We start from the raw sequence: 23,446 nt of genomic DNA, 5'->3' as shown, positions 1-23,446 counted from the left end.
CGACCTGAAGGAGACGGCGAGGGGGTGCCGCTGCCCGGCCGGGCAGCGGCACCCCCTCGCGTTCGTACGTCAGGCGGTGGCGCCGGCCTTGCGGCGGCGGCCCAGCGCGAAGACGACGCCGGCGCCGGCGAGGATCGCCACGCCGCCGATGGTCGCTATGACCGGCAGGCCGGAGTCCGAGCCGGTCTGGGCGAGGGTGCCCTCGGGCTTGATCTCGGTGTTGCCGACGGGCTTGACCGGGACCGGCCTCTTGCCGCCCGTCTGGGGCTCGGCCTCGTCGGGCTCGCCCGGGTCGGCACCGGGGGCGAGGACGTCGAAATCGTAGAACCGCTCACCCTCGGAGTAGACGCAGTTGCCCTCCTCGTCGGCGTAGAAGCCGATGGAGAGGGTGTAGCCGATGCCCTTGGGCGCCTTCTTGTCGACGCTGAGGCGCAGGTCGATCGAGAAGGACTCCTTGGCCCGGATGTCGGTGTAGCCGATGTAGCCGACGCCCTCGTCGCTCTGGGCGGGGGGGATGTCCGTCCAGCCACCGGTCTCGGGGTCCTTGAACTGGACCGTGAGGTGGCCGGCGGCCTCCAGCCCGCTATCGACGTCGATCAGCCCGGCGACGAGGCCGAGGTCGACCCGCTGGTAGGCCTTGTCGCCCTTGTTCTCCACGTTCAGCTCGAAGCCGTGGAAGCCGCTGCCGGCGACGATCCTGGAGGGCAGGCCGGAGAACGAGGAGTGCAGGTTCTTGTCGAACTTCCTCTCCTCCGTGTCCTTGCAGCTGCCGTCGGGCTCGGTGACCGACGGCGACGAGGCGGGCGGCGTGGTGGCGGGGGCCGGAGCCTTCTCTTCAGGCTTTTCCTCCTGCTGCTTCTCCCTCTCCTGCTCCTCCTCGCCCGCGGGCTCCTCCTCGGAAGTGGACTGCTCCCCCTCGGGCGTGGGAGCGGTCTCCGTCTCCTCCTCGGCGGCGGGCGTCTCGGACTCCTCCGACGCGGTGGCGCTCTCGGTCGCCTCCGGGGTGGGGCTCGGGGTCGCGAAGGCGGCCGGGGACGAGAGCAGGGTGACCGGGGCGAGAACAGCGGTCGCTGCTGCGACGGCCAGAGCGCGGCGGATCTTCATGGGGCGAGGTCCTCTGGGGAGTCCGGGGGCCGCTGCAACGGCCCGAAGGCTGGGAGGGCCGTCCGGTTTCGAAGGTGAAGAGGAGACACGGGTGAGGCCAAGGGGTGTGACTGCCTCGGATGGTGAAGGGTTGTACCCGGCCGACGGCCGAATCGCGTGAGGCGGCACACAGCACGCGCACAGGAACACCACATTTCACGCCTACCGGCCGCCCCCTCACCCCGGCAGCAGCCGCACCGCTCCATTCCGCAGCCGGGTCCGCTCCGTGGACATGAAGCGGTGCAGGGTCCGGGAGGCGAAGGCGGTCCGCTGGGCGCTGCGGCGGCGTTCGCGGTCGTAGGCGCGCAGAGCGGCGGCGAGCCCGGCGGGGCCCGGGGGCGCGGCGGTGACCGCCCGGGTCAGCGCGTCCGCGTCCAGGATCGCGGTGCAGGCGCCCTGCCCCAGGTTGGGCGTCATGGCGTGCGCCGCGTCGCCGACCAGCGCAACGTGGCCCGCCGAGGCGTCGGCCGAGACGAACGACGGCAGCGCCGGGTACAGATGGCGCATCTCGTACCGGATCCAGGTCTCCGGGTCGGTGGCGTCCAGGATGCGCGGGATCGGGTCGTGCCAGCCGGCGAAGGAGGCGCGCAGCTCGTCGGCGGTGGTGGCCTCGGGGACGGTGGCGTACCAGTTGGTGCGGCCCGGCTCCACCGGGGTCAGCCCGAAGAAGCGGCCGCTGCCCCAGGTTTCGCCGTGGACGGGGCTCTCGAAGCCGGCGATGCCGATCCAGGCGACCGTGGAGACCGGGCGCGGGCCGCTGCGGTCGCCGAAGCGGGCGGTACGTACGGCACTGCGGATACCGTCGGCGCCGACCACCAGGTCCGACCCGGCGGCCAGGGCGCTCACTTCGGTGACGGTCTCCCCGAGCTTCACCGGTACGTCCCCGAAGGCGTCCAGGCCCGCGAGCAGCGCGTCGACCAAGTAGGGCCGGGAGATGAGGAGTTCGGGGCGGCACGCCTTCTTCTCGATGCGCTCCAGCGGCAGGCGGGCGAGCGTGCGGCCGTCGGGGGTGCGGATGTACGCGTCGCGGTAAGGGACCGCGTGGCGGCGCAGAGCCTCCCCGACGCCGAGCCGGTCGAGCGCCGCCTGCGCGGTGGGGTGGATGCCGAACGCGGCGCCGTACCGCTCCAGTTGGGTGCGGCGCTCCAGCACGGTCACCGACCAGCCCGCCCGCCGCAGCCCGATCGCGGCGGCCAGGCCGCCGACGCCCGCCCCGACGACGGTCGCCGTCCGGGCGCCCCCTGCCCCTGTTCCCGTACGCCGTGTCATGCCGTACTCCCGAAGCTCGTCCGGCCGGTGCGAACCAACCACCACTCCCGTGGTACCACGTCTGGGGTAGCATCGGCAAGCGTCAAGAACACCGCAGCGGTACGGGACCGAGGGAGCGCGCCATGAATCCGGAGCGGCGTGACAGGCTGCGCGACGCGGCCATCGCCGTCCTGGCCGAGGAGGGCGGGCGCGGCCTCACCCACCGGGCTGTGGACCGGGTGGCCGAGGTGCCGGACGGGACCACCAAGAACTACTTCCCGACCCGGGACGCGGTGCTGCGGGCGGTGGCCGAGCGCTGCCTGGAGCAGTACCTCGCGCTCACCGCCCGTCTCGCCGCCGGGCCGGGTCCCGCCGACCGCGAGGCGCTGACCGCCCTGTTCCGCACCCTGCTGGAGAACGTCGCCGGACCCGGCCGCCCGCGCCTCCTCGCCTACCTGGAGCTCCAGGCGGAGGCGGCCCGGCGCCCCTGGCTCTCCGCACTCCTCGACCCGATGGCGAGCGGCGATTTCGCGGGTTTCGCGGCGGCCCAGCGCTCCGCCGGACTGCCCGTCACCCCGCATCGGGCGGCCACCGTCACGCTCGCGCTGCACGCGGCGATCCCCCACCTGCTGGGCGGCGGGCCGGACACGCTGGCGGCGGCGGGACTGGACGACCTGGACCGGTTCGTACGAGGACTCCTCGACGCGGTCTACCCGGCGGACGCGCCCCCGGCCTGAGCACACCGACCCGACGCACGCCACCCCCACCGGAGAACCCCACCGGAGAACCCCGCCAGGACCATCGCACCGGACCACCCCGTTCCGCTGGCGGGATCTGGCCAGAACCCGACCCCGTCTCACCAGGTGGGCTGTAACCGCTTCCGGGCGTGCCGCTCGCATGTGCCCGTCGCGCACCGAACCTGTGCCCACCCTGTGAATACAGGCCTTCCCACACTCCGGCAACACTGCGGTAATGATCGGCGAAACGTCCGCTTAACGAACATGACCTTTTCGACAACGAACGAATTCCGGCCAAGTTGTTGACGCGCTCCTGACAGGCCTACGGGTCTGCTGACACTCTTCACCCCGTTCTGCGCACCGCCTGCACTGTCCCGGACGGCCCATCCAGCGCCGCCGGGTAACCCCCCTCGCAGAAGGAGTCCGCGTGAGATCCACGCCCAGCCGTCGCGCCACCGCGACCGGCGCTCTGATAGCCGCAGCAGCCATGATCGCCGTCGGACTGCAGTCCGGCGCCGCCACCGCCACCCCGGCCTCGGCCGCTCCGGCCGGCGGGATCACCGCCGGCACGAAGGCCGACCCGGGATCGCTCCCCGCCAAGCTCTCCCCGGCCCAGCGCGCCGCGCTCCTCAGCGAGGCCGACGCCACCAAGGCGGCCACCGCCAAGGCGCTCGGACTCGGCGCCACGGAGAAGCTCGTCGTCCGCGATGTCGTCCAGGACCGGAACGGCACCACGCACACCCGCTACGAGCGCACCCTCGACGGGCTCCCCGTCCTCGGCGGCGACCTGGTGGTCCAGGAGACCACGGCCGGCCGGACGCTCAGCGTCACCAAGGCGTCGAAGGCGACCACCGCGCAGCTGAAGGCCGTCGGCCTCACCGCCGACGTGGCCCCGGCCGCCGCCGAGAAGCAGGCGCTCGGCGCGGCGAGGACCGAGGGCTCGAAGGCGACGAAGGCGGAGAAGGCGCCGCGCAAGGTCGTCTGGCTGGGCAGCGGCTCCCCGCAGCTCGCCTACGAGACGGTCGTCGGCGGACTCCAGCACGACGGCACCCCGAACGAGCTGCACGTCATCACCGACGCGGCCACCGGCGAGAAGCTGTACGAATGGCAGGCCGTCCACAACGGGACCGGCAACACCCAGTACAGCGGCCAGGTGACGCTGGGCACCGCGCCCTCGTACACGCTGACCGACACCGCGCGCGGCAGCCACAAGACGTACAACCTGAACCGGGGCACCTCCGGCACCGGCACGCTCTTCACCAACTCCACGGACGTGTGGGGCAACGGCACTCCGCAGAACCTGGAGACGGCCGGCGCCGACGCGCACTACGGCGCCGCGCTCACCTGGGACTACTACAAGAACGTGCACGGCCGCAACGGCATCCGCGGTGACGGCGTCGGCGCGTACTCCCGCGTGCACTACGGCAACAACTACGTCAACGCGTTCTGGCAGGACAGCTGCTTCTGCATGACGTACGGCGACGGGGCCGGCAACGCCAAGCCGCTGACCTCCATCGACGTGGCCGCCCACGAGATGACCCACGGCCTGACCTCGGTCACCGCCCGCCTCGTCTACAGCGGTGAGTCCGGCGGCCTCAACGAGGCGACGTCCGACATCTTCGCCGCCGCCGTCGAGTTCCACGCCAACAACGCCCAGGACCCGGGCGACTACCTGGTCGGCGAGAAGATCGACATCCGCGGCAACGGCACCCCGCTGCGCTACATGGACAAGCCCAGCCGCGACGGCAGCTCCAAGGACTACTGGTACTCCGGCATCGGCAACGTCGACGTCCACTACTCCTCGGGCCCGGCCAACCACTGGTACTACCTGCTCTCCGAAGGCAGCGGCACCAAGACGGTCAACGGCGTCAGCTACGACTCGCCGACCTCCGACGGGCTGCCGGTCACCGGCATCGGCCGGGACAAGGCCTCGCTGATCTGGTTCAAGGCGCTCACCACCAAGTTCACCTCGACGACCAACTACGCCGCCGCGCGCACCGGCACGCTCGCGGTCGCCAGTGAGCTGTACGGCGCCACCAGCCCCGAGTACGCGGCCGTGGCCCACGCCTGGGCCGGCGTCAACGTGGGCGCCCGTCCCGGCGGCGGCGACCCCGACCCGGGCGGCAAGGTCTTCGAGAACAAGACCGTCGTGAACATCCCGGACGCGGGCGCGGCCGTCACCAGCGCGGTCAACGTCACCGGCATCGCGGGCAACGCGCCGAGCGCGCTCAAGGTCGACGTCAACATCAGCCACACCTACCGCGGTGACCTGGTCATCGACCTGGTGGCCCCGGACGGCGGCACCTTCCGCCTGAAGAACTCCTCCTCCAGCGACTCCGCGGACAACGTGGTGGCGACCTACACGGTCAACGCCTCGTCCAAGGTGGCCAACGGAGAGTGGAAGCTGAGGGTCCAGGACGTGTACCGCTCGGACACCGGCCGGATCAACAGCTTCAAGCTCACCTTCTGACCCCACGGGATCACCGCACCACCACATGACCGAACGGCCCGGCAGGGGTTCTGCTCCCCTGCCGGGCCGTTCGTCACGTCGCCGTACGGCGCGCGCTCAGCGCATCAGCACGCCCGCGCCCTCACCCGTAGCCTCGTTCGGCACCGCGACCAGGCCCAGTTCGGCGCCGGAGGCCAGCAGTTCGTGCGAGGGCAGGACGCGCACGGTGTAGCCGTACGGTCCCGTCCGGTCCAGGGCGAGCGGGCCCTCGTACAGCCAGCGGTCCTCCAGGTCATGGCCGCCCGCCGGCTTCAGCGGGAAGACCTGGGCGTCCGCGATGGCGTCGGCCGAGTCGACCCTTCCCGCCACCACCTGCACCTCGACGTCGTCCGGGTCCAGGCCGCCGAGCGCGATCCGCACCCGCAGCGACAGGGTCGCCCCGAGCTCCGCCGCGCCGCCCGCCACGGTGCCGCTGACCGACTCCACATGGTCGACGGAGACTTCCGGCCAGGCCGCCCGGACCTTCGCCTTCCACTGGGCCAGGTCCCGTGCCACCGCCGGGCCGAGCGCCCGCCGGGACTGCGCGGCGGGGGCGTAGAGCCGCTCCACGTACTCCCGCACCATCCGCCCCGCCAGCACCTTCGGCCCCAGGTTGACCAGGGTCGAGCGGACCATCTCGATCCACCGGTCCGGCAGATCCGTGGTGCCCCGGTCGTAGAAGCGCGGCGCGACCCGGTCCTCGATCAGGGCGTACAGCGCGTTGGACTCCAGCTCGTCGCGCCGGTCCTCGTCGACCGCCGAGCCGTCGGCGGTGGGGATCTCCCAGCCGAAGTCCGGCTCGAACCACTCGTCCCACCAGCCGTCGCGCACCGACAGGTTGAGGCAGCCGTTGAGCGCCGCCTTCATCCCGCTCGTGCCGCACGCCTCCAGCGGGCGCAGCGGGTTGTTGAGCCAGACGTCGCAGCCCGGGTAGAGCTTCTGCGCCATGCCCATGCCGTAGTCCGGCAGGAAGACGATGCGGTGGCGCACCCGCGGGTCGTCCGCGAACCGCACCAGCTCCTGGACCAGCCGCTTGCCGCCGTCGTCGGCCGGGTGGGCCTTGCCGGCGACGACGATCTGGATCGGGTGCGTCGGGTGCAGGAGCAGCTCCCGCAGCCGGTCGCGGTCGCGCAGCATCAGCGTCAGACGCTTGTACGAGGGGACACGGCGGGCGAAGCCGATGGTGAGGACGTCCGGGTCGAGGACGCCGTCGATCCAGCCCAGCTCGGCGGTGCCCGCGCCGCGCCTGCGCCAGGAGGCGTAGAGGCGGCGGCGGACCTCGGTGACCAGCTGGCCGCGCAGCTCACGGCGCAGCTCCCAGATCTCCTGGTCGCCGATCCCGCTGACCGCGTCCCAGCGGCGCGGGGTGCCGGCCTGCGGCGAGGAGGAGGCCTCGCCGTCCACCGGTCCGCCGGCCAGCACCTGGTGGGCGCGGCCGGTGCCGACCTGTCCGGCACCGAGCCGGAACACCTCCGGAGCGACCCAGGTCGGTGCGTGGACGCCGTTGGTGACCGAGGTGATCGGCACGTCGGCCGGGTCGAAGCCCGGCCAGAGCCCGGAGAACATCTCCCGGCTGACGGCCCCGTGGAGCGTGGAGACGCCGTTGGCGCGCTGGGCGAGCCGGAGGCCCATCACCGCCATGTTGAACAGCTCGGGCTCGCCGCCCGGGTAGGTCTCCCGGCCGAGCGGCAGGATCTTCTCCACCGGTACGCCGCTCAGCTCGCCGTCGTCGCCGAAGTGGCGGGCGATCAGCTGCCGGTCGAAACGGTCTATCCCGGCGGGCACCGGGGTGTGGGTGGTGAACACGGTCCCGGCGCGGACCACTTCGATGGCTGCCTCGAAGTCGAGCCCGTCGGCGGCCAGTTCGCGGATGCGCTCCAGCCCGAGGAAGCCGGCGTGGCCCTCGTTGGTGTGGAACACCTCCGGTTCCGGGGTCCGGGTGAGCCGGCACCAGGTGCGCACGGCGCGCACCCCGCCGATGCCGAGCAGCATCTCCTGGAGGAGGCGGTGGTCGCTGCCGCCGCCGTAGAGCCGGTCGGTGACGTCGCGTTCGCCCGGCGCGTTCTCCTCGACGTCGGAGTCGAGCAGGAGGAGCGGGACGCGGCCGACCCGGGCCAGCCAGATGCAGGCGTGCAGCGAGCGGCCGCCGGGCAGGGCGAGCACCACCCGGGCGGGGGTGCCGTCGGCCTCGCGGACCAGGTCGAGCGGGAGCTCGTTGGGGTCCAGGACCGGGTAGTGCTCCTGCTGCCAGCCCTCGCGGGAGAGGCTCTGGCGGAAGTAGCCGTGGCGGTAGAGCAGGCCGACGCCGATGAGCGGGACGCCCAGGTCGCTGGCGGCCTTGAGGTGGTCCCCGGCCAGGATGCCGAGGCCGCCGCTGTACTGCGGCAGTGCGGCGGTGACGCCGAACTCGGGAGAGAAGTAGGCGATGGCGGAGGGGAGTTCGGCTCCGGAGGCCTGCTGTTCCTGGTACCAGCGGGGGCCGTCCAGATACTCCTGGAGATCGGCGGAGGCCTCGGCCAGGCGGCCCAGGTACTCCTCGTCCCGGCCCAGTTCGGCCAGGCGTCCCGCGGTCAGGGAGCCGAGCAGCCGTACGGGGTCGGCGTCCGCGGGCCGCCACCCCTCGGGGTCGGCGGACCGGAACAGCTCGCGGGTCTCGGTGTGCCACGACCAGCGCAGGTTGCGCGCGAGGTCGTGGAGGGGTCGGAGGGGTTCGGGGAGGACAGGACGCACGGTGAATCGACGAATGGCCTTCACGTACTCCACCTTTACAGGGGACTTGCGCATCCGAGGGGACGCACCACGGTGTGCGTCCTTTCCGTCACCCCTGACGGTAGCGGCCGTCCGTGGCGGCCTGCCACGGCGCGCGGACGGCTCACCGGAGCCGGGGCCGGCCCGCGCACGCCGCCCACACGCGCCCCACACGCACCGCGCACCCTCTCCCACCCCACCCTTCGTCTGCGGGTTTGGCCGATTTCCTTCCCGTACGCAGCCTTGTGGACCTTCCTGACACAGGGAAGGCTGCCGTGTGGCGCCGCAGAGCGGGTATCCGGAACCTGTGAGGGCGCTTCGGTCTCCCGTACGCCGTGGGGCGTACGCCGGGCGCCACCGGGCCCTGCCCCGGACCCGACCGAGCGGTTACGACCGAGTAGTTAACACAGCGCCGGATTTCCCGGGAGTGAACCTGGGGAAGGCTTTCCCGGTGCTTCCCGGTTCCTTCCGGCACTTCCCTGTACGCAGCACGACCCGGCCCGCACACCCTCCCCAGTGCATCCGAAACATGCGCGAAACCCCCGCGACCCACCCATTCGACTGCCATTCGGGTGAACGCGGACAGGAGCGGCCATGCCCACAGCCCGTCAGCCGACAGCTGAGCAGCTACAAAGGACAGATCCCCATCATCGCGGTACGCGCGGTCGGTCCTCCGCGTCCATGCCGTCATCCCCGCACACCGAGCTCCTCCAGCCCCCAGGTGATTCCATGATCGGTCGTATTCCCGTCCTGGACGTCCGTCCCCTCGTCGACTGCGGCAGACGGCCGGCGAAGGCGGTCGTCGGTGAGACCTTCCAGGTCACCGCCACCGTCTTCCGCGAAGGCCATGACGCGGTGGCGGCCAACGTCGTCCTGCGCGATCCGAGCGGACGGGTGGGACCGTGGACCCCGATGCGCGAGCTGGCCCCGGGCACCGACCGGTGGGGTGCGGAGATCACCCCGGACGCCGAGGGCCGCTGGACGTACACGGTGGAGGCGTGGAGCGACCCGGTCGCCACCTGGCGCCACCACGCGGCGATCAAGATCCCGGCGGGCATCGACACCGATCTGGTGCTGGCGGAAGGCGCGGCCCTGCTGGAGCGGGCCGCCGCCGGCGTACCGAAGAAGAACGGGCGGGAGGCGGTGCTCGCCGCGGTGGACGCGCTGCGCGACACGGCGCACTCCCCCGCCGCCCGGCTGGCCGCGTCCCTGACCCCGGCCGCCGAGGCGGTCCTCGGCCGCCACCCGCTGCGCGAACTGGTCACCCGGTCCAAGCCGTTGGCGGTGCGCGTGGAGCGCGAGCGGGCGCTGTACGGCTCCTGGTACGAGCTGTTCCCGCGCTCGGAGGGCGCGAGGCGGGTGCCGGTGGACCCGGCCGACACCTCGCCGGACGCGGAGACGCGGCTGGTCAGCGGCACGTTCCGGACGGCGGCCGAGCGGCTGCCGGCGGTCGCCGCCATGGGGTTCGATGTCGTGTACCTGCCTCCGATTCACCCGATCGGGACCACCCACCGCAAGGGCCCGAACAACACCCTGACGCCCGGTGAGCACGATCCGGGGGTGCCGTGGGCGATCGGTTCGCCGGACGGCGGCCACGACGCGATCCACCCGGAGCTGGGCACGCTGGAGGACTTCGACCACTTCGTGGAGGTGGCCCGCAATCTGCGGATGGAGATCGCGCTGGACTTCGCGCTCCAGTGCTCCCCGGACCACCCGTGGGTCAAGGACCACCCGGACTGGTTCCACCACCGGCCCGACGGCTCGATCGCGTACGCCGAGAACCCGCCGAAGAAGTACCAGGACATCTATCCGATCGCCTTCGACAAGGACATGCGCGGTCTGGTGGCGGAGACAGTACGGATCCTGCGCTTCTGGATGGACCACGGCGTACGGATCTTCCGCGTCGACAACCCGCACACCAAGCCGGTGGTCTTCTGGGAGAAGGTGATCGCCGAGATCAACGGCACCGACCCCGATGTCGTCTTCCTGGCGGAGGCGTTCACCCGCCCGGCGATGATGCACACCCTGGGCGCGGTCGGGTTCCAGCAGTCGTACACGTACTTCACCTGGCGGAACACCAAGCAGGAGCTGACCGAGTACGTCACGGAGCTGTCGGGGGACGCCGCCTCGTACATGCGGCCCAACTTCTTCGTGAACACCCCGGACATCCTGCCGGGCTACCTCCAGCACGGCGGCCGCCCGGCCTTCGAGGCCCGGGCCGTGCTCGCCGCCACCCTCGCCCCGTCCTGGGGCGTCTACGCGGGATTCGAGCTGTGCGAGAACACCCCGGCCAAGCCGGGGAGCGAGGAGTACCTGCACTCGGAGAAGTACGAACTGCGTCCGAGGGACTGGGAGTCGGCGGAGCGCGAGGGCCGCACGCTGACGCCCCTGATCACCTCGCTGAACCGGATCCGACGGCGTAACCCCGCGCTCCAGCAGCTGCGCGAGGTCCACTTCCACCACGCCGACAACGAGTCGGTGATCGTCTACAGCAAGCGTTCGGGTTCGAACACCGTTCTGGTGGTCGTGAACCTCGACCCGCACCACACCCAGGAGGCCACGGTCTCGTTGGACATGGAGCGGCTCGGCCTCCAGGGCCACGAGCGCGTACCGGTGCGCGACGAGCTCACCGGCGACACCTATCACTGGGGCAGGGCCTTCTATGTGCGCCTGGAGCCGGGCATCACGCCCGCGCACATCGCCGTCCTGCGACCGTCCCCGCCGACCGGAGGGTCACCCACACCATGATCGTCAATGAGCCTGTCCACGACACGTTCGAGGACACTCCCGCCAAGGACCGCGATCCCGACTGGTTCAAGCGCGCCGTCTTCTACGAGGTGCTCGTCCGGTCCTTCCAGGACTCCAACGGCGACGGAATCGGCGACCTCAAGGGCATCACCGCCAAGCTGGACTACCTCCAGTGGCTCGGCGTCGACTGCCTCTGGCTGCCGCCGTTCTTCAAGTCGCCGCTGCGCGACGGCGGTTACGACGTCTCCGACTACACCGCGGTCCTGCCGGAGTTCGGCGACCTCGCCGACTTCGTCGAGTTCGTGGACGCCTCGCACCAGCGCGGCATGCGCGTCATCATCGACTTCGTCATGAACCACACGAGCGACCAGCACGAGTGGTTCCAGCAGTCCCGTACCGACCCGGACGGGCCGTACGGCGACTACTACGTCTGGGCCGACGACGACAAGCAGTTCCAGGACGCCCGGATCATCTTCGTCGACACCGAGACGTCCAACTGGACCTTCGACCCGGTCCGCAAGCAGTACTACTGGCACCGCTTCTTCTCGCACCAGCCGGACCTCAACTACGAGAACCCGGCCGTGCAGGAAGAGATCATGGCCGCCCTGCGGTTCTGGCTGGACCTCGGCATCGACGGCTTCCGGGTCGACGCGGTGCCATACCTCTACCAGCGCGAGGGCACCAACTGCGAGAACCTCCCCGAGACCCACCACTTCCTCAAGCGGGTCCGCAAGGAGATCGACGCCAACTACCCGGACACCGTGCTCCTCGCCGAGGCCAACCAGTGGCCGGAGGACGTCGTCGACTACTTCGGCGACTACGAGGCGGGCGGCGACGAGTGCCACATGGCGTTCCACTTCCCGGTCATGCCGCGCATCTTCATGGCGGTGCGCCGGGAGAGCCGCTACCCGGTCTCCGAAATCCTGGCGAAGACCCCGGAGATCCCGAAGAACTGCCAGTGGGGCATCTTCCTGCGCAACCATGACGAGCTGACCCTCGAAATGGTCACGGACGAAGAGCGCGACTACATGTACGCGGAGTACGCCAAGGACCCGCGGATGCGCGCCAACATCGGCATCCGCCGCCGGCTGGCCCCGCTGCTGGACAACGACCGCAACCAGATCGAGCTGTTCACCGCGCTGCTGCTGTCGCTGCCCGGCTCCCCGATCCTCTACTACGGGGACGAGATCGGGATGGGCGACAACATCTGGCTGGGCGACCGGGACGCGGTCCGCACCCCGATGCAGTGGACGCCCGACCGCAACGCCGGGTTCTCCTCCAGCGATCCGGGGCGGCTCTACCTGCCCACGATCATGGACCCGGTCTACGGCTACCAGGTCACCAACGTGGAAGCGTCGATGGCCTCGCCGTCCTCGCTGCTGCACTGGACGCGGCGGATGATCGAGATCCGCAAGCAGAATCCGGCCTTCGGGCTCGGCGAGTACACCGAGCTGCCGTCCTCCAACCCGGCGGTGCTGGCGTTCACCCGCGAGTACAAGGACGACCTCGTCCTGTGCGTGCACAACTTCTCGCGGTTCGCGCAGCCGACGGAACTGGACCTCCGATCGTTCGCCGGACGTCATCCGGTGGAATTGATCGGCGGGGTACGCTTCCCGGCCATCGGCCAGTGGCCCTACCTGCTGACCCTGGCCGGACACGGCTTCTACTGGTTCCGGCTGCGCAAGGACGCGCCGCCGGCCTGATCCGCCGACCGCCGCGTGCGGGACGGTTTCCGCCGTCCCGCACGGGGCACTCTGGACGCAGGGCCCGGGCCTTCACGGTTCGGCCGTTCGAGTCCGTAAGCACCTTCCTCTCCCGACACGTCCCGCACAGCCGGACAGCCATTGCCGCAATCCGGGACACTCTTCGCATCCTGTGTGCCCGGGGAAAGGACGCGATGCCATGTCGGAGCGTGCATCCACTCACGTCGCCCTGGCGAAGAGCACGAGGAACAGCGCAACCCCAAGCAGTACGGTGGACGGCGCTCTGCTGCCGTCCCTCGCCCCCCTGCTCCATGAATGGCTGCCCCGGCAGCGGTGGTTCGCCGGAAAGGGCCGGCCGGTCACCGGCTTCGCCCTGGTCGCGGCCACCGAGATGCTGCCGCTGGACGGCAGCGCCGGACCCGGCCTGCTCCATCTGCTGGTCCGGGCCCAGCAGCCGTCGCCGTCGGACCACCCGGCGGACGACTGCTACCAGATCCTGATCGGCGTACGGAGTACGCTGCCGACCACGCTCGCCGGAGCGCTGATCGGCCGGGTGGAGCGCGGACCGCTGGCCGGGCGGACCGTCTACGACGCGCTGCACGATCCACGGCTGGCGGACCTTCTGCTGGAACGGTTCCGCCGTCCCGGCACGCTCGGCTCGCTCCGCTTCGAGCGGACCGCCGCGATCCCGGCCGGGCTGCCGCCCCGGGTGCTGGACGCCGAACAGTCCAACTCCTCGCTGGTCTACGGCGATGCGTACATCCTCAAGATCTTCCGCCGAGTCTTCCCGGGCACCAACCCGGATCTGGAGCTGCCGCTCGCCCTGGCCCGCGAAGGGTGCGACCGCGTCCCGGCGCCGGTCGCCTGGTTCGAGGCCCCCGGCCCCGAACCGCTCACCCTCGGTGTCCTCCAGCCGTTCCTGCACGGCGCACGGGACGGCTGGCAGCTCGCCCTCACCGCGCTCACGGCGGGCCGCGACTTCATCCCGGAGGCGCGGGCGCTCGGCCGGGCCACCGCCGAGGTGCACACCGCGCTCGCCGCGGCCCTGCCCACCCCGCCGCTGCACGGGACGCAGACCCGGCAGCTGATCGCGCAGATGACCCAGCGCCTGGAGGCCGCCGCCCAGGCGGTGCCCGCTCTCGCTCCGTACGTCCCGGCCCTGCGCACCGCGTTCGACGCCGTCACGGCGCTCGGGCACCGGGGCGGCGGCTGGGCGCAGCAGCGGGTGCACGGCGATCTCCACCTCGGCCAGGCGCTCCGCTCCCCGGACGGGTTCTGGTCGCTGATCGACTTCGAGGGCGAACCGGCCCGCCCGCTGGATGAGCGCCGCCGCCCGTCACCGCCGGTCCGCGATGTGGCGGGCATGCTGCGCTCCTTCGACTACGCGGCCCGCTCGCACCGCCCGTGGAACCCCGAGTGGGCGGCGCGCTGCCGGGCCGCCTACTGCGAGGGGTACGCGCTCGCCTCGGGCACCGATCCGCGCGGCGAGCCGGAGCTGCTGCGCGCCCACGAGACCGACAAGGCGGTGTACGAGGTGGTGTACGAGGCCCGGCACCGCCCCGACTGGCTGCCGGTCCCGATGGCCGCCATCCAGCGCCTGGCCCAGTCCGCCGCGGCCTGAGCCCCCACTCCCCCGTATCTCCCCTCCGCCCTCCGAACTCCCCGAGGAGGCAGTCCCCGTGACCGCCCGCAAGCCGTCCCGCAAGGGATCCCGTAAGACCGCCGAAGCCGTACCCGAAGCTGTGGGCGTGGAGACCGCGCCCGCGCCCGTCCCCGCGGAGGCGGCGGAAGCAGTCGAGGCCGCCGCGGCGACGACCGAGCCCGCACCCGCGCCCGCCAAGCGCGCCCGTCCCAAGCGTGCGGCCGCCGTCCCGCCGCTGCCCCGGCAGGCCGGCGACGCGAGCGCCCGTCCCGCACCGGCTCTGGACCTCGCCGACCGCGGCCGGCTGCTGGCCGGTGACCACCACGACCCGCACTCCGTGCTCGGCGCCCGTCCGATCCCGGGCGGCGTGCTGGTCCGGGCGCTGCGCCCGTTCGCCCGGTCGGTGACGGTGCTGGCCGAGGACGTGCGGGCCGAACTGCACGACGACGGGGACGGGTTCTTCTCCGGGGTGCTGCCGGTGAAGGAGGTCCCGGCCTACCGGTTCCAGGTCGCGTACGACGACAACACCATCGAGGTGGACGACCCGTACCGCTTCTGGCCCTCGCTCGGCGACCTGGACCTGCATCTGATCGCGGAGGGCCGCCACGAGGAGCTGTGGCGGGCGCTCGGCGCGGAGCCGATGGTCCACCAGGGCGTGGCCGGTACCCGGTTCACCGTGTGGGCGCCGAACGCGCGCGGGGTGCGGGTGAGCGGTGACTTCACCTACTGGGACGGCACGGGTACGCCGATGCGTTCGCTCGGCTCGACCGGGGTGTGGGAGCTGTTCCTGCCCGGCGTCGGCGAGGGCGCGCTGTACAAGTACGACATCTGCCGCCCGGACGGCTCGCACACGGTCCGGGCCGACCCGATGGCCCGCCGCACCGAGGTCCCGCCCGCGACCGCCTCCATCGTCACCGCCGCGCACCACGAGTGGCGGGACCAGGACTGGATGGCGCACCGGGGCGACCGCCCGGTCCACGAGGCCCCGTTCTCGGTCTACGAGGTCCATCTCGCCTCCTGGCGACCTGGCCTGACGTATCGTCAACTCGCCGAGCAACTCCCCTCGTACGTCAAGGACCTCGGCTTCACGCACGTCGAGCTGATGCCGGTCTCCGAGCACCCCTTCGGCGGTTCCTGGGGCTACCAGGTCACCGGCTTCTACGCCCCGACCTCCCGGATGGGCACGCCGGACGACTTCCGGTTCCTGGTGGACGCCCTGCACCGGGCGGGTATCGGCGTCATCATGGACTGGGTCCCGGCCCACTTCCCGCGCGACGACTGGGCGTTGGCCGAGTTCGACGGGCGCCCGCTGTACGAGCACGCCGACCCGCAGCGCGCGGCGCACCCGGACTGGGGGACGCTGGAGTTCGACTACGGCCGCACCGAGGTGCGTAACTTCCTGGTCGCCAACGCCACGTACTGGTGCGAGGAGTTCCACATCGACGGGCTGCGGGTCGACGCCGTCGCCTCGATGCTCTACCTCGACTACTCCCGCGAGGACGGCCAGTGGTCGCCCAACGAGCAGGGCGGGCGCGAGAACTGGGACGCGGTCGCCTTCCTCCAGGAGATGAACGCCACGGTCTACCGGCGCAATCCGGGCGTCGTGACGATCGCCGAGGAGTCCACCGCCTGGGAGGGCGTCACCCGGCCCACCGACAGCGGCGGCCTGGGCTTCGGGCTGAAGTGGAACATGGGCTGGATGCACGACTCGCTGCTGTACGTGGCGAAGGAGCCGGTGCACCGCAAGTACCACCACAACGAGATGACGTTCTCGATGGTGTACGCGTACAGCGAGAACTACGTGCTGCCGATCTCGCACGACGAGGTGGTGCACGGCAAGCGGGCGCTGGTGGCGAAGATGCCGGGCGACTGGTGGCAGCAGCGCGCCAACCACCGCGCCTACCTGGGCTTCATGTGGGCCCACCCCGGCAAGCAACTCCTCTTCATGGGCCAGGAGTTCGCCCAGGGCGCCGAGTGGTCGGAGGGCCACGGCCCGGACTGGTGGCTGCTGGACCCGGCGTACGAGGCCTCCGGCGACCACCGCGGCGTACGGAACCTGGTGGGCGACCTGAACGCGGTGTACGGGGCGGTGCCCGCGCTCTGGCAGCGCGACACCGTGCCGGAGGGGTTCAGCTGGGTGGACGGCGGCGCGGCCGAGGACAACGTCTTCGCGTTCCTGCGGTACGACGCGGACGGCTCGCCGCTGCTCGCGGTCTCGCACTTCTCCCCGGTGGTCCGCAACGACTACCGCCTCGGCGTGCCGGAGACCGGGACGGAGGGTTGGGTGGAGGTCCTCAACACGGACGCGGACCGGTACGGCGGCAGCGACGTACGCAACGAGGAGCCGCTGAAGGCGGAGGCGGTCCCCGCACACGGCCGCCCGTCCAGCATCTCGCTGACGCTGCCGCCGCTGGCGACGGTGTGGTTCCGGCCGGCGTGAGACCCGAGCCCGAAGGCTGCCGCTCCCGCTGCCGGCGGGCGGCCCGATGAAGGTGGCGCCACCGGACGAACCGGTGGCGCCACCTTCTTTCGGGCGGGGTCGGCCGGCTTCGACTCCATCGAGCAGGCCCACCGCGCCGGTTTGATCATTGAGCGGCCGCACTTGATGATGGGGAGGAGGGACGGCAGCCCCGAGGCCGGCCAGGGCCTGAGGCCGCCGTCCATGTCATCGGATGACTCCGGTGACACCGGGGGACGTAGTTTTCTTGCAACGGGGGCATTGTGTCGAAGTGGGATATCAGACCGGGTGGCGTTCGTGGAGTCCTGAGCAGGACAGCCGAGGTCGGCGGCAAGTTCGAGGACGAGTTCGTATCGTACGGCGAGGGCTTGGCGGGTGCCGCGAAGTGGGCGGGCACGATGGTCCTGGGTGGGACCGAGCTCCCCAAGGGGGGTGCTTTCGGTCCGGTGGCCCAGGCGCTGAAGGAGTTTCAGGATCGGACGAAGAATGACCTGAGGTTCCTTCCCGTCCGGACGGCGAAGTCGATCACCGGGGCGCGCCTGGCCACTGAGGCCTACCTCGCGGGCGATCTGGAGATGGCGAAGAACAAGCAGGAGCAGTACGCGAAGGCTCCGACCCCGGAGGAGCTGAAGGGCTCCGAGAAGTGATCGATCCGGAGAAGATACCGACCTTCACGGGGAATCTGGAGACGCTGGAGACCCATGCGGCTTCGCTGAAGACGACCGCTTCCGGTATTCGCGGTACAGGCAGAGACGTTCACACCGCCTTTCAGGCATTGGATCCGGTCTATGACGCTCCCGAACAGGAGGAGTTGCTCGATTCGACCCTTCCGGTGCGGGCGAAGGCGGACGAGTTCGCGAAGAAGCTGGAGTCCGTCAGTGGCGCGTTGACCGGTTTCGCGTCGACCGCGCGTCCGCTGGTGACCAAGATGAACCAGCTCCGCGAGGATGCGGAGAAGTTCGTCGCGGACAACAAGGACGACGACGACTGGCAGGAGGACCAGGGCAAGATCGACGAGAACGCGCGTCTTGTCCGTGAGGTCGGTACGACATGGGTGGCGTTCCAGGGCGTCGAGCGCGACGCGGCCAACAAGATCACTTCGCTGGTGGGCGGCACGCGTTTCGTCGTCGATGACGGTTCGCACAAGGCCGGTATGTACGGCTTCAAGGAAAGCGACGTCAAGGACGCGAAGGAAACACCCTGGGGGACGGCGGACGAGCGTGAGTACACGGGTCTGCGGGCGGCATGGGAATGGACCAAGGACAACGTCGGCGGTGGACTGAAGGGGTTCTTCGTCGACGGGGTCTGGGGCACGGTCAAGGGCCTGGCCAACATGGTCAACGTCTTCGACTGGGACACGTTCAAGGAGACCTGGTCAGGCATCGGTGACATCTTCGGCGGCATCAGCGCCTACATCATCACACCGTACGACTGGGCGATGGACAAGATGTTCGGCCCGGCCGACCACACCGACCGCGACAAGCGGAAGGCGGCCCTGCGCGACTTCGGCAAGTCCCTGGTCGCCTGGGACGAGTGGGGCAAGGAGCCCTCGCGGGCGTTCGGAGTGGTGGTGTTCAACGGACTGACCCTCGGTGCGGGATCACTGCTCAAGCTCGGCAGGTCCGGCAAGCTGGGTGCGGGCGCGGAGGCCGCGACCGTGGTGGGCAAGGCGGGCGCGCTCGTCGATCCGATGAGCTACCTGGGCAAGGCGGTGGGGGTCACCAAGCTGAAGGTCGGCGACTTCATGGAGAGCCTGAAGGCCGGCCAGGCCGGCGTCGACGACATGGCTCACAACGCCCCCACCACGGCCTCGCCGCACACGGGTGAGGCGAACACGCCCCCCGGCTTCGAGTACGCCGACCCCGCGGGTAACAAGCGGGTGGTCGGCAACGACGGGTACATCCGGGACGAGCACGGCAACGTCGTGCCCGACACCGAACCGGTTGTGGAGCCGCACAAGAACGATCTGCCCGACCTCAAGGAGCGCGAGTCCACACCGGCCAAGAAGAGGATCCTCGAAGGCGCGGGCGGGCCCGGGCGCGTGGAAGCCTCGGCGAGCCACCCGGCGGGCGGCGACGGCACTCAGGCGATCCCGTCGGCGGTCGGCACCACCCACACCCCGGGAGGAGTGGCCGCCCACACCCCGGGCAGCACGGCCGACAACACGGTTCACAACAGCCACACCACATCGGGCGGCCATAGCTCCGGGCCTCACGGGGGCACCGGCGCCGGCGCGCCGGGCGCAGGGACCGCCACCCATACCGACGCCAACGCGACGGGTGGCGACAGCGGTTCGGGCCTCCCCCACCAGGGTGGCAGCGGGGGCCACGACGCTCCGGGCGGCTCCGACTCAGGCAGCCATGGCGACGCACCAGATCCTTCGCCAGGCGGTGCGGGAGACCAGCCGATGGACCCCAAGGTGGTCGAGGAACGCATCAAGGAGTTGGACGACCGGCAGGGCGGCCAGGGACATGCACCCGGCCGCCACCTGCACCCGGACGACCAGGCCCTGACCGACCGGCTGGGCACGGTACTCCGCGACAGCAACGGGGCGCCGAAGCTGTACGGGCCGAACTCGAACTATCCGGGACTGGTCAAGTCCGAGAACAACATCGACCCGTTGACCGGTAGTGCGGTGGACGGTGTGACCGGCCGTGCACACCGCGTCGGCGCATTCGCGACGCGTTTCGACAACGCGGAAGACATGGCACGCGCCGACGCCTATTTCCGCGACGAGATGGCACGTACCGGGAGTGAGGCACAGGAGACGTCGATCAAGGACGTGCTCGGGCCCGGAGCTGAGGGCAGATTTACGGGCTACTATCGTGACCCGGCCAACCTGAACGAATTTAAGCAGGTGGATTTCGAAGGCGGAACCATCCTGCCTGTATACCGACAACTGCCCGACGGAACATACCGTCTGCACACCATGTTCGCGAACCCGGCGCCTGGCCGCCATCCGTAAGGAATTATTCAATGGATCCGCAATTCAGGAATTTCTTCAGGGTGAACCTGGACCTCGAACGAGGGTATGAGAACACGGGCGACCTGAGGCCCACCTTGTTGAGCTTCAGCGACTCCTACGTGAAATTGATCCGCGAGGGATTCGAGCAGATCATGGCGGACGATTCCTTCGGGCCGGACGAGTACGAGCGGCTGACTGATATCGAATTCCCCGACAAGGAGACCCTGGACACCTACCTTCGGAATATGTACGATTACCTTTTCAACAATGCACCGGAGCAGCCGATGCCGCCGGGCTACTAATAGTCTGCGTCAGGGTTCCAGACCGACAGGGGTGGCCTCGGTATCCACAGCTGCCTGAACTTTGTCACGCGTTCGCTCGACGATCCGGCGCGCAAAGTCGTTGTCGACACCCGAAACGCGAAGCAGGCGGCAATCGACAGCGTCAAGGGCGTCGTTGAAAGCCACGGTTGGGGAGACATTGTCATCTGGTATCCGTAAGAACTGGAATCCGGCGGCGTTCCCGGCCGCCCCTGAAGCAACACATCTGTTGCAGGAATGGATGACCGAAGAGGGTTACAGTCTCTTCGGCATCGAGCACGACTTCCGGGGCGCCGACCTCTCAGGCGGCGACTTCACAAAGGCGTGGTTCACTCAGGCAGTCCTGGCGGACGTGCGGCTTACGGGGGCAATTTTCTACCGCGCCGACCTGCAGTCAGCGGATCTCACCGGTGCGGACCTCACCGGCGCGGACCTCACCGGCGCGGACCTCGTCAAGGCCAATCTCGACGGGGCCGTACTCCGGTCCGCACGGCTCGACGGTGCCGACATGGCCAGAGCTTCGCTGCAAGAGGTCGATGCGTCGGAGGCCAGCTTCAGAGGAACGCGGATCATGGGGGCCTCGCTCTTGGGGGTCGATCTGCGGGGGGCCGACCTGACCGACGCGGTGCTGTTCCAGAACACCTTCAAGGTCACCGTCGATGACAGAACAGTGATGCACGGTCTGACGGGAACCGTTTTCGGCCCGATCACCGTCTTCTGCGGCGCATCGTCCCGTGATCTGGCCGACGCGGAACTCGAGGAATGGGTCGCTGAGCGAGGTGGACAGGTACAGGTGATTCCTCGCGCACAGCAGTAGGGCCAGGACGAGGACGCCGCTCAGGACCTCCTTGCGGCCGATGCCTGGTTCGCGGCGTCCATCGCCCTCACCGGGATGAAAGCCGAACACGCACGATCTGAGGAAGCTCCGCATGACCAAGGACGTGATCGCGCTCACCGAGCGTATGCCGGACGCACTGAGCATCCTGGCGGGGCTCCTCGCGGGCGGCCCGGACCTTCGGGTCGAGACCGCCGGTGAGGGGGCCGTGGTCCAGCTGTGCGACGCCGACGGGCGGCCTCTCGTCTCGATCGAGGTGCCGCTGCTCCTCCAGATACCGGGCGAGGCGGCCCGGCTGCTCGGGCCCGGTGCTGAGTTTTCAGGTGACGGACCGGTGTGGTGGGTCGAAGCCCGTGCCGCGGCGGGCGTTGCGCAGGCCGAGCAGCTCGCGGGCGCCTTCGCGGCGCGCCTGACGATGCTTCTGGGCGGCCGGGTCTGGCCACCGGACGCCCCGGGCATGGCCGGTGCGGCCCGTCCGGTCGATGTCTCGGGCATCACGGCTGTACCTGCCCCCGCCGCCGCCCAGCCGGCCGTCGACATGCTCACCGACAAGGCCGCCGTCGTCCTCCAGGACCGGCCGGTCATCCCCATGACGAGCTGGCTCACCGAGGCACTGCGAGCCGCCGTGGAGAGCGACCGGTCCCTGCAGATCGTCACCCCTGCGCACTGCCGCCTCTCCCTGCCCACTCGTACGCTGCTGGAGTCCACACCCTCGCGCTGGGTGGTGCAGGACGAACGGTGCGGCTACTACGACGGGCTGACCGGCGCGGTACTGCGCTGGCAGGACGACGCCTTCTCCCCGGCCCGGGACGCGAACGGCCAGACCCCGGTGGCGGACGCCTTCACGCAAGACCCGCCCGCCGGGGAACGCCAGCTCATCGTCTCCTTCCGCACCCTGCACCGCCCCACAGCGGACCTCGTTCTCGGCGGCGCGCTCGAAGCCGCCTGGCAGATGCTGACCGGAGGCCCGCCGGTCAGCTGGGGGACATCGGAGCCGGCGGGTCTGACCTGGTCGCGGCGGCAGCTGACCGAGCTGGCGTACGAGCGCTCCCCGCGCCCCACCTGGACGGTGGCGGTCGGCACCCCGGAACGCCCCGCCATCGCCACCCTGCGCGTGATCCGCACCCCGGAGGGTGTGGAGGAGGACATCACCCTCACCGTGGGCTACGGCCCCGGCGAGAAGCCGGCCCTGGAGCCCCTGCCCGCTCTGGCCGACGAACTGGTGGCCCGGCACGGGCTGCGGACCATGATGTGCCGGCTGCGCGAGGCCCGCCGGGATCTGAGCGCCCCGCCGCGCTTCGAACACCCGCCGCTTCCCTACGCCTTCGTCCTCGGCCCCGCAGAGGTCCGGGAGGCAGGGCGCGACACCGCGAGCATGACCCCGCTGAAGGAACGCCCGGTCCAGCTGGGGCCGAGCACCCGGCCGGGCTTCTACTACCGGCTCGGCGACGGCGATCCCGCCGAGAGCTGGACTGCCCTCGAACAGCTCATGCGTCATCTGCGCGGGGCACCACCCGCCTGAAGGAATTATTCTTTAGGGTGCACCCGTACCTTGAGCGAGGCCATGAGGACCCGGGCGAGCTGAGGCCAGCAACGGTGCGCCGGCACAGCCGATGCCGCCGGGTTACTCATGTTCTGCGTCAGGGGTGAGGTGGTTGAGTAGTTGTGCTGATGCGCTCGCCGAAGGCATGCGGCTCGTGGTCCTGGAGTCTGGAGGACGTCGAGGAGCCCGGTCCGGAGTTCGCGCTCATGATCGCGGCGCGCATGAGTGCGGTGCTGGAGAAGTACGCCCTGCTGGTGCCCTCCTCACTTGAGTGGGCCTGGTTCCAGACCGGCAGGGGTGGCCTCGGTGTCCACAGCCGGCTGAACCTCGTCACGCGTGCACTCGACGATCCGGCGCTGCCCGATGCGCTTCGCGCCTGTCGGCCGACCGGTCATCCACAGGCGGAGATCGGCGGAATCCTCGTGCTGGGCTCAGGCACCTGGTTCGACGCGGACGGTGCACAGCACAGGGAACACCGCCTGGTGGAACTCATGGTGGCACCGGACGAGACGGACCTCTGGGTCGAACTTTCCGTGCATCACGATGTCTGGGGCCAGTGCGATTTCCGGGGCGAGCCACAGTCGGCCATCCACACCAGCAACGCGCCGCGGCTCGCCTCGGCCCTGGAGGAGCTCGTTCAGGTGCTCGGAGTCGAGGCGGAGCGCGGCGAGCCGACGTACTACGGGCGAGCGGAGGGGTACGGGCTTGCGGCGCCCGACATCGTCGACGGGCGGGGGCCGGACCTCACCGATGCGACGTTCGGTTAGAGAGTTTCCTTCCGATCCGGTCCACATCACTCTGGGACACCGCATGGCCAAAGACGTTGACCGCGTCGAAGGGGTATCTCTCTCGCCGCCCGGAGAGACGG

General features: G+C 70.3%; 15 protein-coding genes. 12 read left to right on the top strand and 3 right to left on the bottom strand.

The features are described from left to right. Positions 1 to 69: 69 nt before the first annotated feature. Entirely contained in the window at positions 70 to 1,104 is a 1,035-nt protein-coding gene (locus ACQP09_RS25545) for an LPXTG cell wall anchor domain-containing protein (protein ID WP_433403518.1), read from the bottom strand. Between the two features lie 216 nt (positions 1,105 to 1,320). Further along, positions 1,321 to 2,412 (bottom strand): FAD-dependent oxidoreductase, encoded by a 1,092-nt coding sequence (locus ACQP09_RS25540; RefSeq protein WP_433403515.1) that lies wholly within the window; start codon positions 2,410 to 2,412, stop codon positions 1,321 to 1,323. Positions 2,413 to 2,534: 122 nt separating this feature from the next. Between ACQP09_RS25540 and ACQP09_RS25535 the strand changes: the two genes are divergently transcribed. Both ACQP09_RS25535 and ACQP09_RS25530 read left to right on the top strand, forming a co-directional pair. Next, positions 2,535 to 3,128 carry a TetR/AcrR family transcriptional regulator gene (locus ACQP09_RS25535; protein WP_433403512.1) on the top strand — a complete coding sequence of 198 codons (594 nt, stop codon included), beginning with the start codon at positions 2,535 to 2,537 and terminating at the stop codon, positions 3,126 to 3,128. 427 nt (positions 3,129 to 3,555) lie between these two features. Next, positions 3,556 to 5,598, top strand: coding sequence for a M4 family metallopeptidase (locus tag ACQP09_RS25530; protein ID WP_433403510.1), 2,043 nt, complete (start codon positions 3,556 to 3,558; stop codon positions 5,596 to 5,598). Between the two features lie 96 nt (positions 5,599 to 5,694). Here the strand turns inward: ACQP09_RS25530 and glgP are convergent, their stop codons facing one another. Next, on the bottom strand, positions 5,695 to 8,370 hold the full coding sequence (glgP, locus tag ACQP09_RS25525) for an alpha-glucan family phosphorylase (RefSeq protein ID WP_433403507.1): 2,676 nt from the start codon (positions 8,368 to 8,370) through the stop codon (positions 5,695 to 5,697). Positions 8,371 to 9,093: 723 nt separating this feature from the next. On the opposite strand from glgP, the gene ACQP09_RS25520 reads away from it, so the two are divergent. The 10 genes from ACQP09_RS25520 to ACQP09_RS25475 all read left to right on the top strand — a co-directional run bounded on the left by ACQP09_RS25520 (position 9,094) and on the right by ACQP09_RS25475 (position 23,345). After that, positions 9,094 to 11,112, top strand: coding sequence for an alpha-1,4-glucan--maltose-1-phosphate maltosyltransferase (locus ACQP09_RS25520; protein WP_433403504.1), 2,019 nt, complete (start codon positions 9,094 to 9,096; stop codon positions 11,110 to 11,112). After that, positions 11,109 to 12,815 carry a maltose alpha-D-glucosyltransferase gene (gene treS, locus ACQP09_RS25515; RefSeq protein WP_326703436.1) on the top strand — a complete coding sequence of 569 codons (1,707 nt, stop codon included), beginning with the start codon at positions 11,109 to 11,111 and terminating at the stop codon, positions 12,813 to 12,815. Before ACQP09_RS25520 ends, treS begins: the two co-directional genes overlap by 4 nt. Positions 12,816 to 13,014: 199 nt before the next feature. Next, positions 13,015 to 14,436: a maltokinase N-terminal cap-like domain-containing protein gene (locus ACQP09_RS25510; protein WP_433403501.1), complete on the top strand. Its 1,422-nt coding sequence runs from the start codon at positions 13,015 to 13,017 to the stop codon at positions 14,434 to 14,436. 58 nt (positions 14,437 to 14,494) lie between these two features. Beyond that, positions 14,495 to 16,897 (top strand): 1,4-alpha-glucan branching enzyme, encoded by a 2,403-nt coding sequence (gene glgB, locus ACQP09_RS25505; RefSeq protein ID WP_433403498.1) that lies wholly within the window; start codon positions 14,495 to 14,497, stop codon positions 16,895 to 16,897. Between the two features lie 281 nt (positions 16,898 to 17,178). Next, positions 17,179 to 17,562 (top strand): DUF6507 family protein, encoded by a 384-nt coding sequence (locus ACQP09_RS25500; RefSeq protein ID WP_398723539.1) that lies wholly within the window; start codon positions 17,179 to 17,181, stop codon positions 17,560 to 17,562. Then, positions 17,559 to 19,880 carry a hypothetical protein gene (locus ACQP09_RS25495; protein ID WP_433403495.1) on the top strand — a complete coding sequence of 774 codons (2,322 nt, stop codon included), beginning with the start codon at positions 17,559 to 17,561 and terminating at the stop codon, positions 19,878 to 19,880. The genes ACQP09_RS25500 and ACQP09_RS25495 overlap by 4 nt, the downstream gene beginning before the upstream one ends. Positions 19,881 to 19,891: 11 nt before the next feature. Further along, the gene (locus ACQP09_RS25490; protein ID WP_398723535.1) at positions 19,892 to 20,182 is read left to right on the top strand and encodes a hypothetical protein; all 291 of its coding nucleotides are present in this window, start codon (positions 19,892 to 19,894) and stop codon (positions 20,180 to 20,182) included. 178 nt (positions 20,183 to 20,360) lie between these two features. Further along, the gene (locus ACQP09_RS25485) at positions 20,361 to 21,017 is read left to right on the top strand and encodes a pentapeptide repeat-containing protein (RefSeq protein WP_433403492.1); all 657 of its coding nucleotides are present in this window, start codon (positions 20,361 to 20,363) and stop codon (positions 21,015 to 21,017) included. Positions 21,018 to 21,129: 112 nt separating this feature from the next. Then, positions 21,130 to 22,557 carry a DUF6177 family protein gene (locus ACQP09_RS25480; RefSeq protein WP_433403490.1) on the top strand — a complete coding sequence of 476 codons (1,428 nt, stop codon included), beginning with the start codon at positions 21,130 to 21,132 and terminating at the stop codon, positions 22,555 to 22,557. Positions 22,558 to 22,706: 149 nt separating this feature from the next. Then, the gene (locus ACQP09_RS25475; protein ID WP_433406760.1) at positions 22,707 to 23,345 is read left to right on the top strand and encodes a hypothetical protein; all 639 of its coding nucleotides are present in this window, start codon (positions 22,707 to 22,709) and stop codon (positions 23,343 to 23,345) included. The last annotated feature ends 101 nt before the right edge of the window (positions 23,346 to 23,446 follow it).

It is taken from the genome of Streptomyces sp. CA-146814, from assembly GCF_050942385.1.
GTDB lineage: Bacteria > Actinomycetota > Actinomycetes > Streptomycetales > Streptomycetaceae > Streptomyces.
Note: the sequence above shows the minus strand (reverse complement) of the source record. Positions and strands in the feature narration are given on the sequence as shown.